Source organism: Mesorhizobium sp. M8A.F.Ca.ET.208.01.1.1 (assembly GCF_004791315.1).
In the GTDB taxonomy this organism is placed as follows: domain Bacteria; phylum Pseudomonadota; class Alphaproteobacteria; order Rhizobiales; family Rhizobiaceae; genus Mesorhizobium.
In genome coordinates this window covers 1-14,554 of the sequence record NZ_SRUT01000007.1, presented here as the reverse complement: position 1 = coordinate 14,554, position 14,554 = coordinate 1, and the positions used below count along the sequence as shown (strand labels likewise).

At 63.7% G+C, this 14,554-nt stretch carries 15 protein-coding genes; 12 read left to right on the top strand and 3 right to left on the bottom strand.

Annotated elements, in window-relative coordinates:
- Positions 1-37: 37 nt before the first annotated feature.
- Positions 38-487 carry a carbon monoxide dehydrogenase subunit G gene (locus EN851_RS25875; RefSeq protein ID WP_127276411.1) on the top strand — a complete coding sequence of 150 codons (450 nt, stop codon included), beginning with the start codon at positions 38-40 and terminating at the stop codon, positions 485-487.
- A 16-nt stretch (positions 488-503) separates the two neighbouring features.
- Here EN851_RS25875 and EN851_RS25870 read toward each other — a convergent pair whose 3' ends face one another.
- The 3 genes from EN851_RS25870 to EN851_RS25860 all read right to left on the bottom strand — a co-directional run bounded on the left by EN851_RS25870 (position 504) and on the right by EN851_RS25860 (position 3,398).
- On the bottom strand, positions 504-1,673 hold the full coding sequence (locus tag EN851_RS25870; RefSeq protein ID WP_127276413.1) for an Mrp/NBP35 family ATP-binding protein: 1,170 nt from the start codon (positions 1,671-1,673) through the stop codon (positions 504-506).
- 76 nt (positions 1,674-1,749) lie between these two features.
- On the bottom strand, positions 1,750-2,754 hold the full coding sequence (locus tag EN851_RS25865) for an inorganic phosphate transporter (RefSeq protein ID WP_127276415.1): 1,005 nt from the start codon (positions 2,752-2,754) through the stop codon (positions 1,750-1,752).
- Positions 2,755-2,756: 2 nt separating this feature from the next.
- Positions 2,757-3,398, bottom strand: coding sequence for a DUF47 domain-containing protein (locus tag EN851_RS25860; RefSeq protein WP_127870680.1), 642 nt, complete (start codon positions 3,396-3,398; stop codon positions 2,757-2,759).
- A gap of 222 nt (positions 3,399-3,620) precedes the next feature.
- On the opposite strand from EN851_RS25860, the gene EN851_RS25855 reads away from it, so the two are divergent.
- From EN851_RS25855 to EN851_RS25805, 11 genes are all read left to right on the top strand, one after another.
- Complete coding sequence (locus EN851_RS25855) at positions 3,621-3,998, top strand: VOC family protein (protein ID WP_127276419.1); 378 nt, start codon at positions 3,621-3,623, stop codon at positions 3,996-3,998.
- Between the two features lie 143 nt (positions 3,999-4,141).
- Positions 4,142-5,041 (top strand): LysR family transcriptional regulator, encoded by a 900-nt coding sequence (locus EN851_RS25850; protein WP_127276421.1) that lies wholly within the window; start codon positions 4,142-4,144, stop codon positions 5,039-5,041.
- 134 nt (positions 5,042-5,175) lie between these two features.
- Positions 5,176-5,655 (top strand): formate dehydrogenase subunit gamma, encoded by a 480-nt coding sequence (locus tag EN851_RS25845; protein WP_127276423.1) that lies wholly within the window; start codon positions 5,176-5,178, stop codon positions 5,653-5,655.
- Positions 5,652-7,208 carry an NADH-quinone oxidoreductase subunit NuoF gene (locus tag EN851_RS25840; RefSeq protein ID WP_135930277.1) on the top strand — a complete coding sequence of 519 codons (1,557 nt, stop codon included), beginning with the start codon at positions 5,652-5,654 and terminating at the stop codon, positions 7,206-7,208. The genes EN851_RS25845 and EN851_RS25840 overlap by 4 nt, the downstream gene beginning before the upstream one ends.
- Before the next feature lie 10 nt (positions 7,209-7,218).
- Positions 7,219-10,131 (top strand): formate dehydrogenase subunit alpha, encoded by a 2,913-nt coding sequence (fdhF, locus tag EN851_RS25835; protein WP_127276427.1) that lies wholly within the window; start codon positions 7,219-7,221, stop codon positions 10,129-10,131.
- Between the two features lie 2 nt (positions 10,132-10,133).
- On the top strand, positions 10,134-10,964 hold the full coding sequence (gene fdhD, locus EN851_RS25830; protein WP_127276428.1) for a formate dehydrogenase accessory sulfurtransferase FdhD: 831 nt from the start codon (positions 10,134-10,136) through the stop codon (positions 10,962-10,964).
- Positions 10,954-11,265, top strand: a complete 312-nt coding sequence (locus tag EN851_RS25825) for a formate dehydrogenase subunit delta (protein WP_127276430.1) — start codon at positions 10,954-10,956, stop codon at positions 11,263-11,265. Before fdhD ends, EN851_RS25825 begins: the two co-directional genes overlap by 11 nt.
- A gap of 111 nt (positions 11,266-11,376) precedes the next feature.
- The gene (locus tag EN851_RS25820; protein ID WP_135930276.1) at positions 11,377-12,930 is read left to right on the top strand and encodes an alpha/beta fold hydrolase; all 1,554 of its coding nucleotides are present in this window, start codon (positions 11,377-11,379) and stop codon (positions 12,928-12,930) included.
- 108 nt (positions 12,931-13,038) lie between these two features.
- Complete coding sequence (locus EN851_RS25815) at positions 13,039-13,518, top strand: carboxymuconolactone decarboxylase family protein (protein ID WP_127281017.1); 480 nt, start codon at positions 13,039-13,041, stop codon at positions 13,516-13,518.
- An 82-nt stretch (positions 13,519-13,600) separates the two neighbouring features.
- Complete coding sequence (locus EN851_RS25810) at positions 13,601-13,963, top strand: nuclear transport factor 2 family protein (protein ID WP_135862229.1); 363 nt, start codon at positions 13,601-13,603, stop codon at positions 13,961-13,963.
- A gap of 41 nt (positions 13,964-14,004) precedes the next feature.
- Entirely contained in the window at positions 14,005-14,319 is a 315-nt protein-coding gene (locus EN851_RS25805; protein WP_127281015.1) for a hypothetical protein, read from the top strand.
- The last annotated feature ends 235 nt before the right edge of the window (positions 14,320-14,554 follow it).

The following is a 14,554-nucleotide window of genomic DNA, read 5'->3' as shown; positions in this document are numbered from 1 at the left end:
TACGACCAATCCGACATCGGCGATCGGGGAGGTTTTGATGGCTTTGGTGATCGAAGGCGAGGAACGTATCGCCGCACCCGTGCAGAAAGTGTGGGAAGCGCTGAATGACCCGGCCGTCCTGAAGGACGCCATTCCGGGCTGCCAGAGCCTGGAAATGAAATCGGCGACCGAGATGGCGGCGACGGTGGTGCTGAAGATCGGGCCGATCAAGGCGACCTTCAACGGCGAAGTGACGCTGAAGAATCTCAAGCCCCCGCATGCCTACACCATCCAGGGCGAAGGCAAGGGCGGCATTGCCGGCTTCGCCAAGGGCGGTGCCGATGTCACCCTGACCGCCGACGGGCCGGACGCGACGGTCCTCAAATATGCGGCCAAGGCGGAAGTCGGCGGCAAGATCGCGCAACTCGGCAGCCGGCTGATCGAATCGACCTCGAAGAAACTGGCCGGACAGTTCTTTTCGGCATTCGGCGAGAAAGTCGGCGGCTGATCCCTCCCCTTGAGGGTCACTCAAACACGATGCTCGGCACAGCCGCTTCCGCCGCGCCGCGTTCCTCGTTGACCCTGTCCCAGACCTTGGAAGCGATATCGCGATAGATTTTCGCCTCGGCGCCCTCGGGCTTGGAGACAACCACCGGCGTGCCGGCGTCCGAGCTCTCGCGAATTCCCATTTCCAGCGGCACCTCGCCGAGGAAGGTGACGCCCAGCCTCTCTGCCTCGCGGCGTGCGCCGCCATGGCCGAAAATATCGTAGCGCTTGCCGGTATCCGGGGCGAGGAAGTAGCTCATGTTCTCGACGATCCCGAGCAGCGGCACATCGACTTTTTTGAACATATTGAGACCCTTGCGGGCATCGATCAGCGCCAGGTCCTGCGGCGTCGAGACGATGACGGCGCCGGCCAGCGGCACCTGCTGGGCCATGGTGAGCTGGGCGTCGCCGGTGCCGGGCGGCATGTCGACGACGAGCACGTCGAGCCGCCCCCATTCGACCTCGCGCAGCATCTGCGTCAGCGCCGACATCACCATCGGCCCGCGCCAGATCATCGGCGTCTCCTCATCGACAAGGAAACCCATCGACATCACCTTGAGGCCATAGTTCTCCATGGGCTTCAGAATCTTGCCGTCGACCGTCTGCGGCCGGCCATGGATGTTGAGCAGCCTGGGCATCGAAGGCCCATAGATGTCGGCATCGAGCACGCCGACCCGCAAGCCATTGGCGGCAAGACCGAGCGCCAGATTGACGGCCGTGGTCGACTTGCCGACGCCACCCTTGCCGGAGGCGACCGCGATGATCGCCTCGATGCCGGGCACACCGCGCTTGCCGTGGCTCTGCGAAGCAGGAGCATGCGGAGCCGCGCGCGGTGCGGCGGCGGGCGGTGCCGGCCTGGGTGCTGGGCGCGATGGAACCGGCGCCTCCATGCCGCCGCCTTTCTTTTCAGCCGTCAGCGCGACGACCGCGCCGGCAACGCCGGGAATGGCCTTCACCACCCGCTCGGCGGCGGCGCGCAACGGCTCCATCTCCGGGGCGCGCGCGGCGGGAACGGTGATCGAGAAGAACACTTTCGAATCGGCAATGAAAATCTCGGAAACCATGCCGAGGTCGACGATGTTGCCGGTGAAATCCGGCCCGTTCACCGTCTTCAGGCGCTCGGTGACGATTTCCTTGGTAATGGACATGGCGGTTATTCCCTGGCGTTCGGCTGCAGCTCACATAGTGCAGAACGCAGACGGCTCCAAGCGCCACGCCGCGACATCACCGGGCCAGGCTGAGCGCCAGGTAGGTGAGAGCGGAAATCGCCGCCGTCGCCGGCAAGGTGACGACCCAGGCGACAACGATGTTGCCGGCGATGCCCCAGCGGACGGCCGAGATACGCCGAGCCGCGCCGACACCGATGATGGCACCGGTGATCGTGTGCGTGGTCGAGACCGGGACGCCGAGCCAGGTGGCTGCGAACAGGGTGATCGCGCCGCCGGTCTCGGCGCAGAAACCCTGCATCGGATTGAGGCGCGTGATCTTCGAGCCCATTGTGTGGACGATGCGCCAGCCGCCCAAAAGCGTGCCCAGCGCCAGCGCCGACTGGCAGGTGAGGACGACCCACAGCGGTACATAGAACGAGGTGCCGAGCATGCCTTGCGAATAGAGCAGCACGGCGATGATGCCCATGGTTTTCTGGGCGTCGTTGCCGCCATGGCCGAGCGAATAGAGCGAGGCCGAAAAGAACTGCAGGACGCGAAACGTGCTGTCGACAGCGAATGGCGTCTGTCGCACGAACAGCCATGAAACCACCAGGACCAGGAGAAGCGCCAGGACGAAACCGGTTGCCGGCGACAGCACGATCGCGGCGACCGTCTTGCCCAGGCCCGACCAGACGATGGCGCCGAAGCCCGCCTTTGCGACCCCGGCCCCAACCAGCCCGCCGATCAGCGCGTGCGAGCTGCTCGACGGAATACCGGCGATCCAGGTGATGATGTTCCAGACAATAGCGCCGACCAGCGCCGAGAAGATCACCGCCGGGGTGACGACACTGACGTCGACGATGCCCTTGCCGACGGTCTCGGCGACATGAAGGCCGAAGAACAGGAAAGCGATGAAATTGAAGAAGGCCGCCCACAGCACCGCATAATGCGGCCGCAGCACCCGCGTGGAGACGATGGTGGCGATGGAGTTGGCCGCGTCGTGCAGGCCATTGAGAAAATCGAAGAACAGCGCCACGGCGACGAGGCCGACGAGCAGGGGAAAGGCGATGGTCGCTTCCATCGCTAGACGTTCTCGATGACGATGCCGCTGATCTCGTTGGCGACGTCCTCGAAACGGTCGACCACCTTCTCGAGCTGGCCATAGATTTCCGAGCCGATCAGATAGGCCATCGCATCACCGCCATTGTGGCGCTTGAACAAATCCTTCAAACCCTGCTCATGCAGGTCGTCTGCCCGGCCCTCGGCACGCATGACCTCCTCGGCGAGTTCATTGAGGCGTGTGCTGTTGGCGCCGACCTTGGCGAGCAGCGGGATCGCCTCCGCGACCAGCTTGGCGGTGTCGACGATGACGCCGCCCATTTCCTGCATCAGCGGATCGAATTCGCGCTTTTCGAACAGCCGCACCGTCTTGACGGTCTTGTGCATCGTGTCGATGGCGTCATCCATCGATTGGATCAGATCCTTGATGTCGCCGCGGTCGAAAGGCGTGATGAAAGACCGCCTCACCGCAAGCAGCACCTGCGCGGTTATGTCGTCCGCCTCGTTTTCGAGATCGATGATCTCCTGGCACCTGCGGTCGATATCCTTGCCCTGGAGAAGCAACTGGAGTGCCTCGGCGCCGGCGACCACGGTACGGGAATGCTGTTCGAACAGGTCGAAGAAGCGATCCTCGCGCGGCAACAGCTTGCGGAACCAGCCCAGCATGTTCGTCCCTCCCTGCGCACCAGTTGCATCCACATAGCGTCGCACGCGGCCGCAGGAAACAGTAAACCGGCTGAAAGATGTGGATCGGCGCCGTTTGAAGGCACAACTTGCAGCAAGGGCGCATGTCCTTGACGCTCGTCAAGCGGCTGGGCGGCCCTACTTCAGAAATGGCACGTTCGACGCAGTTCAATGACGAGGGAACAACCAGGAAAGGAGACGATCATGCTTGAAAACAGCAACGCAACAGCCAATCTCGCGGTCAGGGACCTTGCCAAGGCAAAGGCTTTCTATGAGGGGACGCTCGGCCTGAAACAGGTGCACGATGAGGGCGGCGAATTGATCGTGTACAAAAGCGGCGACACCACCATCAATGTCTATCGTTCCGAATTCGCGGGGACCAACAAGGCGACTGCGGTGACCTGGAGGGTCGGCGACAAAATCGCCGATGTCGTCAACGCCCTCAGGTCGAAGGGTGTCGCCTTCGAGCATTACGACATGCCCGGCCTGACGATGGAGGGTGACCTCCATGTCGGCGGCGGCATGAAAGTCGCATGGTTCAAGGATCCGGACGGCAATATCCTCAATCTCGTGGACCGGTAAATCTCGGGATCGGGCAGCGCGGCGCGAGAGCTTTCCTATGCATGTCGCTGCCCCAAAACCGAAGTCACTTTTGGGCGACATGCCTGGATGATTGAGCACGGCACCATCTGGCGCGGTGCCGCCGCGCCGGATAGCCTTCGCCAATGATCGACAAGCTGGAATTCTTCATCGCGCTGGCCAGGGAAGAGCATTTCGGCCGGGCCGCGGAAGTGTGCGGCGTCACCCAGCCGACGCTGTCGGCCGGCATCAAGCAACTGGAAGGCCAGCTCGGCGTCATGCTCGTGCTGCGCGGCTCGCGCTTTCAGGGCCTGACGCCGGAGGGCAAGCAGGTGCTGGTGTGGGCGCGCCGCATCGTCGGCGACTCCAGGACCATGCGCGAGGAAATGCGGGCGGCGCGCCACGGTCTTTCCGGCCGCATCCGTATTGCCGCCATCCCGACAGCATTGGCCATGGTGGCCAGATTGACGACGCCCTTTCGAGACAAGCACCCAGGTGTCACCTTTTCGGTGCTGTCGCGGACCTCGATCGAAGTGCTTTCGCTGCTCGGCAATTTCGATGTCGATGCCGGCATCACCTATCTCGACAACGAACCGCTGGGACGGGTGACCAGCGTGCCGCTCTATGACGAGCGCTACCAATTGATCACCGCAATCGGCAATCCCTATTCCGACCGCGACAAAGTGACATGGGCCGAGATCAGCCAGCTGCCGCTTTGCCTGTTGACGCCGGACATGCAGAACCGCCGCATCATCGACCAGCACCTGGCCGAGGCCGGCGTGCAGGTGCGGCCGACGCTGGAATCGAATTCGATGATCGTGCTGTTTTCGCACATCCGAACCGGCAAATGGTCATCGATCATGCCGCTCAACCTTGCGGAAACATTCGGTTTTTCCGAACCGATCCGGGCCATTCCGATCGTCGAGCCCGATGCCAGCCACACGGTCGGGCTGGTCGCCGCACCGCGTGAGCCGCACACGCCGCTGGTGCAGGCGCTGCTGGACGAGGCGATGGCGCTGGCAGACGATTTCCGGGCGCACCGCTAGGCTAGACAATGCTAGCTGAAGCCCATCGATAGAACTTTTCTATCGAGCAACGAAACCGCTTTATTGATTTCGCGGGTTTCCTCTGATTTTGTAAAGACTTAGCGCTAAAAGCTATCGACCAGGGAGGGCGCTGCATGACGATGCAGCCTGCAAGTACCGAGATCGCGTCACGCACTGCGGCGATTATCCAGGAGTTGAAGGACCTCGAGGGTCCGTTGCTGCCGATCCTCCACGGCATTCAGGAAGAGTTCGGCCACGTACCGCACGACGCCGTGCCCGTGATCGCCGATGGGCTGAACCTGTCCAGGGCCGAGGTGCATGGTGTCGTCACCTTCTATCACGACTTCCGCGCCCGTCCGGCCGGCCGGCACGTGCTCAAGCTCTGCCAGGCGGAAGCCTGCCAGTCGATGGGTTCGGACGCGGTCGCAGCCAGGATCAAGCAGTTGCTCGGTATCGATTTCCACGAGACCACGCGTGACGGATCGGTTACGCTCGAGCCCGTCTATTGTCTCGGGCTGTGCGCCTGTTCGCCGTCGGCGATGCTGGACGGCGAGGTGATCGGACGGCTCGATGACGAAAAGATCGACGAGATCGTAGCCGAGGTGCGCTCATGACCCCCCGCATCTACATTCCCGGCGATTCCGGCGCGCTGGCGCTGGGCGCGGAAAAGGTCGCCAAGGCGATCGCAAACGAACTCGCCGAGCGCGGCATCGAGGCCAAGATCGTGCGCAACGGCTCGCGCGGCGCCTATTTCCTCGAACCGATGGTCGAAGTGGCGACAGCCAATGGCCGTGTCGCCTATGGGCCGGTGAAGCCGTCCGACGTGAAGAGCCTGTTCGACAGCGGCTTCCTCAAGGGCGGGCATCACAAGCGCTGGCTCGGCGCCCCGGACAAGATCCCGTTCCTCGCCAAGCAGACACGGCTGACCTTCGCGCGCTGCGGCATTAACGACCCGCTGTCGCTCGATGCCTACAAATCGCTCGGCGGACTGAAAGGCCTGCAGAATGCGGTGGCCATGGCGCCCGCCGACATCGTCAGCCAAGTGACCGACTCCGGACTGCGCGGTCGTGGCGGCGCCGGCTTCCCGACCGGTATCAAGTGGAAGACGGTGCTCGATACGACATCGGAGCGCAAATACATCGTCTGCAACGCCGATGAGGGCGACAGCGCCACCTTCGCCGACCGCATGATCATGGAGGGCGACCCCTTCGTGCTGATCGAAGGCATGGCGATTGCCGGCATCGCCACCGGCGCGACAAAGGGTTTTGTCTACATCCGCTCGGAATATCCGCATGCGGTGGCAACAATGAACAAGGCCGTCGAGATTGCCCGCAAGCACGGCGTGCTCGGCGTCAATGTGCTGGGTTCGCCCAATGCCTTCGACATGGAAATCCGCGTCGGCGCCGGCGCCTATGTCTGCGGCGAGGAAACCTCGTTGCTCAACAGCCTGGAGGGCAAGCGCGGCGTGGTGCGTGCCAAGCCGCCGCTGCCCGCGATCCAAGGCTTGTTCGGCAAGCCGACGGTGATCAACAACGTCATCTCGCTGGCTTCCGTACCTATCATCATGGACAAGGGCGCCGCCTTCTACAAGGATTTCGGCATGGGCCGCTCGCGCGGCACGATCCCGATCCAGATCGCCGGCAACGTCAAGCAAGGCGGCCTGTTCGAAACCGCTTTCGGCCTGACACTGGGCGAGATCGTCGACGATATCGGCGGCGGCACGTCCACCGGACGTCCGGTCAAGGCGGTGCAGGTTGGCGGCCCGCTCGGCGCCTACTTCCCGCGCGCGCTGTTCGACACGCCGTTCGACTACGAAGAATTCGCCAAGCGCGATGGACTGATCGGCCACGCCGGTATCACGATTTTCGACGATACCGCCGACATGCTGAAGCAGGCACGCTTCGCCATGGAATTCTGCGCCATCGAAAGCTGCGGCAAGTGCACGCCTTGCCGCATCGGCTCGACGCGAGGCGTGGAAACCATCGACAGGCTCGCCGCCGGCATCGAGCCGGAGAAGAACCTCGCTCTGGTCACCGACCTCTGCAACACGATGAAGTTCGGGTCACTCTGCGCGCTGGGCGGCCTCACCCCCTACCCGGTGATGAGCTCGATCACGCATTTCCCCGAGGATTTCAAGCCCGCGCCGGCGCGCGTGGCTGCTGAATAGGAGCTGGCAGATGAACATCAAGGCCGACTTCCCGACGCTCATCGAAGAACTCGATTACGGAACGCCGCAATCGAAGGCTGAGAAACAGGTCACGCTGACCGTCGATGGCCGCAGCATCAGCGTGCCGGAAGGCACGTCGATCATGCGCGCGGCGATGGAGGGCGGGGTCGAAATCCCGAAACTCTGCGCCACCGACATGCTGGACTCCTTCGGTTCCTGCCGCGTCTGCCTCGTCGAGATCGAAGGACGCGGCGGCACGCCGGCTTCCTGCACGACGCCGGTCGGCGAAGGCATGGTGGTGCGTACGCAGTCGGACAGGCTCGACGCCATCCGCCGCGGCGTCATGGAACTCTATGTCTCCGACCATCCTACCGGCTGGAACGAGAAGGCCGGAACCGGCGCCAGCGAGTTCGATGTGGTGGCGAAGTCCGTCGGCCTGACCGAAAACCGCTACGGCGTCGAGGGCCGCAACCACGTCAAGGAAGAAAATGGCGTCGCGCCGGGCCATGGCTCACTGGCGGTCGACTACATCGCCCGCGACGAATCCAACCCTTATTTCACCTATGATCCGGCGCAATGCATCGTCTGTTCGCGTTGCGTGCGCGCCTGCGAAGAGGTGCAGGGCACTTTCGCGCTGACCATCGAGGGCCGCGGTTTCGAGTCGCGCATGGTCGCCGGCATGCATGAAGACTTCATCGCTTCCGAATGCGTGTCCTGCGGCGCCTGCGTGCAGGCCTGCCCGACCGATGCGCTGCGCGAGAAGACCGTGCTCGAAAAGGGCCTGCCTGAGCGCTCCGCCGTCACCACCTGCGCCTATTGCGGCGTCGGCTGCTCGTTCAAGGCCGAAGTGAAGGGCGACGAGGTCATCCGCATGATGCCCTACAAGGAAGGGATGGCAAACCACGGCCATTCCTGCGTCAAGGGCCGCTTCGCCTATGGCTACGCCACGCACAAGGACCGCATCCTGTCGCCGATGATTCGCGAAAAGGTCAGCGATCCCTGGCGCGAAGTGAGCTGGGAAGAGGCGATCGCCCATACGGCCAAGGAATTCCGCCGCATCCAGTACCAGTACGGCCGCACCGCGATCGGCGGCATCACCTCCTCGCGCTGCACGAATGAGGAGACCTATCTCGTCCAGAAACTGGTGCGGCAGGGCTTCCGCAACAACAATGTCGACACCTGCGCGCGCGTCTGCCATTCGCCGACCGGTTACGGCCTCGGCCAGACCTACGGCACCTCGGCCGGTACGCAGGACTTCGATTCCGTCGAATTCACTGACGTCGCCGTCATCATCGGCGCCAATCCGGCTTCCGCGCATCCGGTGTTCGCCTCGCGGCTGAAGAAGCGGCTGCGCCAGGGCGCCAAGCTGATCGTGCTCGATCCGCGCCGCACCGAGATGGTCAAGTCGGCGCATGTCGAAGCCGACTACCATTTGCCGCTGAAGCCCGGCACCAATGTCGCCGTGCTGACGTCGCTGGCGCATGTCATCGTCACCGAGGGCCTTTTCGACGAAGCCTTCATCCGCGAGCGCTGCGACTGGACGGAATTCCAGGACTGGGCATCCTTCGTCGCCCTGCCGGAAAACAGCCCCGAAACCGTGGGCAAGCTGTCCGGCGTCGATCCCGAGCTGATCCGCGGCGCCGCGCGCCTCTACGCCAAGGGCGGCAATGGCGCGATCTATTACGGCCTCGGCGTCACCGAGCACAGCCAGGGCTCGACCACGGTGATGGCGATCGCCAACCTCGCAATGGCCACCGGCAATATCGGCCGCCCGGGCGTCGGCGTGAACCCGCTGCGCGGCCAGAACAACGTGCAGGGCTCGTGCGACATGGGCTCGTTCCCGCATGAGCTGCCGGGCTACCGGCACATTTCGGGCGACGCGGTGCGCGACATCTATGAGAGCCTGTGGGGCGTGAAGCTGGACGACGAACCCGGCCTGCGCATCCCCAACATGCTGGATGCCGCCGTCGACGGCTCCTTCAAGGGCATTTACATCCAGGGCGAGGACATTTTGCAGTCCGATCCCGACACCAAGCATGTCGCCGCCGGCCTTGCCGCCATGGAATGCGTGGTCGTGCACGACCTCTTCCTCAACGAGACGGCGAACTACGCGCACGTCTTCCTGCCCGGCTCGACCTTCCTCGAGAAGGACGGCACCTTCACCAATGCCGAGCGCCGCATCAACATGGTGCGCAAGGTGCTGGAGCCGAAGGCGCGCTACGCCGATTGGGAGGCGACGCAGGAGCTCGCCCGCGCCATCGGTCTCGACTGGAACTATACGCATCCGGCCGAAATCATGGACGAGATCGCCAAGACGACGCCAAGCTTCGCCAATGTCTCCTTCGACCTGCTCGACCGCGTCGGCTCCGTGCAATGGCCCTGCAATGACAAGGCGCCGCTCGGCACGCCGATCATGCATGTCGATGGCTTCGTGCGCGGCAAGGGCAAGTTCATCCGGACCGAATATGTGGCGACGGACGAAAGAACCGGACCGCGCTTCCCGCTGCTGCTGACCACCGGCCGTATCCTCAGCCAGTACAATGTCGGCGCGCAGACACGGCGCACCGAAAACGTGATGTGGCACTCCGAGGATCGGCTGGAAATCCATCCGCACGACGCAGAAAATCGTGGCCTGCGCGATGGCGACTGGGTGCGGCTGACCAGCCGTTCGGGCGAGACGACGCTGCGCGCGCTGATCACCGACCGGGTGTCGCCGGGCGTGGTCTACACCACCTTCCACCATCCCGACACACAGGCCAACGTCATCACGACCGACTTTTCCGACTGGGCGACCAACTGCCCGGAGTACAAGGTGACGGCGGTGCAGGTCGGCGCGTCCAACGGCCCGTCTGAATGGCAGCGCGACTATGACGAACAGGCCAAGCAGAGCCGCCGCATCACTCCGCTGCAGGCGGCGGAGTAGTCTTGGCCGCGCGCCGCAAAGCGACAACGCAAATTTCGCGGCTGGCGCATCGCGCCAGCGGCACGGCCGCGGCCAACCGCATGGTGCCTGAGGAGACGCCGGTGGCGTTCTCCTTTGCCGGCACCACGCATGCGGTAATGATGGCGAGCCCTGCCGATTTCGAGGATTTCGCGCTCGGCTTTTCGCTGACCGAAGGCATTATCGCCGAGCCAGAAGAGATCGAAGCCATCGAAGTGGAAGATCACGGCGCCGGCATCGACATCCAGATCCGGTTGAAGGACCAGGCCAATACGCGTTTCGAGGCGCGGCGGCGGCGGCTTGCCGGACCGGTCGGGTGCGGGCTCTGCGGCATCGAATCCATCGAGGAAGCAATGCGCTCGGTCGATGCGGTCGGTGCGTCAAGGCTTACGCTTGAGGCCGAAGACATCACCCGTTCGGTCAAGCTGTTGTCGAAGGTGCAGCCACTGCATACCGAGACGGGGGCTGTGCACGCCGCCGGTTTCTACGTGCCCGGCAAGGGCGTCGTCATGGCGCGCGAGGATGTCGGTCGCCACAATGCGCTGGACAAGCTGGCGGGCGCGCTGGCCAAGGCCAATATCGATGGCGCATCGGGCGCTGTCGTGGTGACCAGCCGTGTTTCGGTCGAGATGGTGCAGAAGACGGCGGCGATCGGTTCTGCCTTCATCATCGCCGTTTCCGCGCCCACCGCACTTGCCATCCGCACGGCGCAGGAAGCCGGCATGACGCTGGTGGCGTTGGTGCGCGGCGACGATTTCGATGTTTTTACCCACCCTGACCGGGTGATCTCCGGAGTTGCCCAGCATGTCGCATGACGAAGACCACATCATGAGCACCAGAGAAAAGCTGGTGCGCATGGCCAACCAGATCGCCGCTTTTTTCCACTCCAGGCCACGCGAGGAAGGCATTGCCGGCGTCGCCGAGCACATCAACAAGTTCTGGGAACCGAGGATGCGGCGCCAGTTCTTCGAGATGCTGGACAGCGGCGGTGAGGGGTTCGACGAACTGGTTGTGGTCGCCTCGGCCAGGATCAAGCGGCCGATCACCCCGGCAGAGGCCGATATCAAGCTCGGCCTCAAGGCCTTCCCGGCCGACGTCGCAGCCTCGCAAAAATAGCCGCCGAGCCGCGCCGCTTATACTCCGCGTCGCTAAAGTTTAGGCTGCCGCACCCGGCGCGGCTCTGCTATGGTTGGCGATCAGAAATCGTCAGGCCGGGCGGACAACCTCGTGAGGCCGATCGAGACCCGTTACGCCCTTAGCGGCGAGGTGCGGATCGCCTACCAGGTGGTCGGGCAGGGGTCGTTTGACCTCGTCTTCGTCCCCGGCTTCATTTCCAATCTCGACCTGCATTGGGAAGACGAGGGTTATACCAGACTCTTGCGGCGGCTTTCGGCCTTCTCACGGCTGATCCTGTTCGACAAGCGCGGTACGGGTCTCTCGGACCGCGTCGATGTCCATCACCTGCCCAGCCTCGAAAGTCGCATGGATGATGTGCGCGCGGTGATGGACGCGGTCGGCAGCGGCCGTGCCGCACTGCTCGGCGCCTCCGAGGGAGCGCCGCTGGCGATGCTGTTCGCCGCCACCTATCCGGAGCGGACGCGGGCCCTGGCGCTCTATGGCGGCTATGCGCATTTCCACAAATGGGTGATGCCGCCGGATCGCCTCAACGCCTTCATCGTTACGGCAGAGACGGCATGGGGCACCGGTGCCACCTTGCCGAATTTCGCGCCGGGCCGGGTCGACGACGCGCATTTTACTCAGTGGTGGGCCCGTTTCGAGCGGCTGTCGGCGAGCCCGACGGCAGCGGCGGCACTGGCGCGAATGAACGCGGAAATCGACGTACGTGGTGTGCTGGCGGCGATCAGCGCGCCGACGCTGCTGATCCATCGCCGCAACGATGCGCGGGTCGATCCCGACGCCAGCCGCTTCCTGGCCAGGAAAATCCCGAATGCGCGGCTGGTCGAGATTCCAGGGCGCGACCATCCGATCTGGACCGGCGATGTCGACCGGGTGGCCGACCTGATCGAAGAATTCCTGACCGGCGAGCGCGCCGTGGCGGAAGCCGAACGCGTCCTGGCGGCGCTTCTGGTGACACGCATCTACGACACGGCGCGGCTTGGCGACAGGATGTGGAGCGAACGCAGCGAGCATTTCCACGAAACATGGCGGACACTTGTGGCGCGCCATGGCGGGCGCTGCGCGGACATGCACGGCGAAATGATGATTTCGCGCTTCGACGGCCCGGGGCGTGCCTTACGCTGCGCGGCGGCGTTACGCGACGCGGCGCAGCAAATCGGGGTGGCAAGCACGCAAGGGGCGCATGTCGGCGAGATCGAATCGCGTGGGGCCCCAGCAGGATTGACGGGCCGCGTGACGATACAGCTCGCCGCTCACGCAGGGCGCGGCGAGATATTGGCGTCGAAGCTGGTCGCCGATCTGGCAGTCGGCTCGGGACTTCATTTCGTCGATCGCGGGCGTGTCGACATCGACGAGTTGGAGGAGCCGCTGGCGCTCGTACTTGCGATGTCCGAACAGCACCTGGAGCCGGCCTGCCGGCCGAAGACCAGGGCGACCGAACCGGCTTGCCTGACCACACGCGAGAGCGAAGTCGTGAGTTTGATCGCCGATGGCAAGAGCAATGCGGCGATCGCCGCTGAACTCAGGCTGAGCGAACACACGGTCAAGCGCCACGTCGCCAACATACTGCTCAAGCTCGACCTGCCATCGCGAGCGGCGGCGGCGGCATTTTCCATCAGGCACGCTGGCCCGGACGGGCCATGAGTGCCATGGCGCTTTCGGGCGAAGCGGCCATACCGATGTAAGCGCTATCAATCTCCCCATGCAGGCCACGCGGATATCACCCGGAAGGCGCTGCGAACGGAGGATGAAATGCCCAAGTCAAAGCTGAATCTCAGATTACTTGTGATCGCGGCAGGCATTGGCGCGCTGTCAACGCTCTCTCCAGCAAAAGCCGAGGATGCATCGGCGACCGCCGCCTACAAGGACATCCAGGCAACGCTCGGCTCGGTGCCGGATATGTTCAAGACACTGCCCGACGTCGCCATCGCCGGCGCCTGGGCCGAGATCAAGGGCGTCCAGCTCAACCCCAAGACCGCGCTCGACGGCAAGACCAAGGAGTTGATGGGGCTCGCGGTCGCGTCGCAGATCCCGTGCCAGTATTGCATCTATTTCCACACCGAAGCCGCCAAGCTCAACGGCGCCAGCGACGAGGAGATCAAGGAGACGATCGCGATGGCGGCAATCGTTCGCCATTGGTCTACAATCCTCAACGGCAACCAGGTCGATCTCGCGACCTTCAAGAAGCAGACCGACGACGTATTCGCGGCCGTGAAGGCCAAGTCGCAGTGAAGCCCCCGCCCGGCGATGAGCGCCGGGCCGCACCTCAAAGCATCAACCGCCCGATCGTGTAGATGGGCATATGGAGGATGAAATGCTGACCAAGACCCAGACGGTGGACGGCGCGGCGATAAAAAAGGCGATCGAAGGCCGTGACGGAAAGATGCTGTCGAGCTTCTATGCCGACGATGCGCTGGTGCGGGTGATCGACCGCAACAACCCGCCGAGCAAGCCACGCGAAATCCGCGGGCGAGCGGCGATCACGACGTTCTGGGACGATATCTGCAGCCGGGCAATGACCCACAAGGTCGACACCACCATCGCCAACGGCGACAGCCTCGCCTTCACCCAGGCCTGCGCCTATCCGGACGGCACGAAAGTGTTCGCCGCGGCGATGCTGGAGCTGAAGAACGGGCAGATCGCACGGCAGACCGTCGTGCAGGCCTGGGACGAGTAGATCAACCGCGGGCTCAACCGCAATCTCGGAGGAGAACCAACATGTTCAGCGCCAGATGGCAGATCGACGCCAAGTTCGGACACAAGCAGACCGTGCTCGAATTGCTCAGGAAATGGGAACGCGAGATCGGTTCGCAGGTCGGCCTCGCCGACCTGAAATTCCAGATCATGACCGGATCGATCGGCGCGCGCGAGGCGACGGTCGAGTCGCATCACGAGGTCGAAAGCCTGGCCAAGCTGGAAGAATTCTTCGCCAAGATCGGCAAGATCGACGCGCACGCCAAATGGGGGAAGGAGATGGAGCCCTATGTCGTGTCGGGCACCAGCTTGTGGAACATCTATCGCATCGTGGAGTAGCAAACGCGGCCGCAGCTCTCCCCTTGTGGAGAGGTCGGATTGCCCGGATTTGTCCTTCACAAATCGGTTGGCAATCCGGGTGAGGGGTAAGTTGGCGCCAAGCTGGAACACCCCTTGTATCTGCACGGATCTGACTTTGTGCGATGGAAGCGACTGAGCCTCGAACCGGACGGCATCCGATTCGAGGCTTGGCGAAGTCGCCCGACACCCCTGCGGCTACAACCGTGGATGAGCC

Coding starts and splice junctions, on each gene's coding strand:
- EN851_RS25855 (WP_127276419.1), top strand. CDS start 3,621: ATGCTTGAAAACAGCAACGCAACAGCCAATCTCGCGGTCAGGGACCTT.
- EN851_RS25860 (WP_127870680.1), bottom strand. CDS start 3,398: ATGCTGGGCTGGTTCCGCAAGCTGTTGCCGCGCGAGGATCGCTTCTTC.
- EN851_RS25865 (WP_127276415.1), bottom strand. CDS start 2,754: ATGGAAGCGACCATCGCCTTTCCCCTGCTCGTCGGCCTCGTCGCCGTG.
- EN851_RS25825 (WP_127276430.1), top strand. CDS start 10,954: ATGTCGCATGACGAAGACCACATCATGAGCACCAGAGAAAAGCTGGTG.
- EN851_RS25810 (WP_135862229.1), top strand. CDS start 13,601: ATGCTGACCAAGACCCAGACGGTGGACGGCGCGGCGATAAAAAAGGCG.
- EN851_RS25815 (WP_127281017.1), top strand. CDS start 13,039: ATGCCCAAGTCAAAGCTGAATCTCAGATTACTTGTGATCGCGGCAGGC.
- EN851_RS25805 (WP_127281015.1), top strand. CDS start 14,005: ATGTTCAGCGCCAGATGGCAGATCGACGCCAAGTTCGGACACAAGCAG.
- EN851_RS25845 (WP_127276423.1), top strand. CDS start 5,176: ATGACGATGCAGCCTGCAAGTACCGAGATCGCGTCACGCACTGCGGCG.
- EN851_RS25850 (WP_127276421.1), top strand. CDS start 4,142: ATGATCGACAAGCTGGAATTCTTCATCGCGCTGGCCAGGGAAGAGCAT.
- EN851_RS25840 (WP_135930277.1), top strand. CDS start 5,652: ATGACCCCCCGCATCTACATTCCCGGCGATTCCGGCGCGCTGGCGCTG.
- fdhF (WP_127276427.1), top strand. CDS start 7,219: ATGAACATCAAGGCCGACTTCCCGACGCTCATCGAAGAACTCGATTAC.
- EN851_RS25875 (WP_127276411.1), top strand. CDS start 38: ATGGCTTTGGTGATCGAAGGCGAGGAACGTATCGCCGCACCCGTGCAG.
- EN851_RS25870 (WP_127276413.1), bottom strand. CDS start 1,673: ATGTCCATTACCAAGGAAATCGTCACCGAGCGCCTGAAGACGGTGAAC.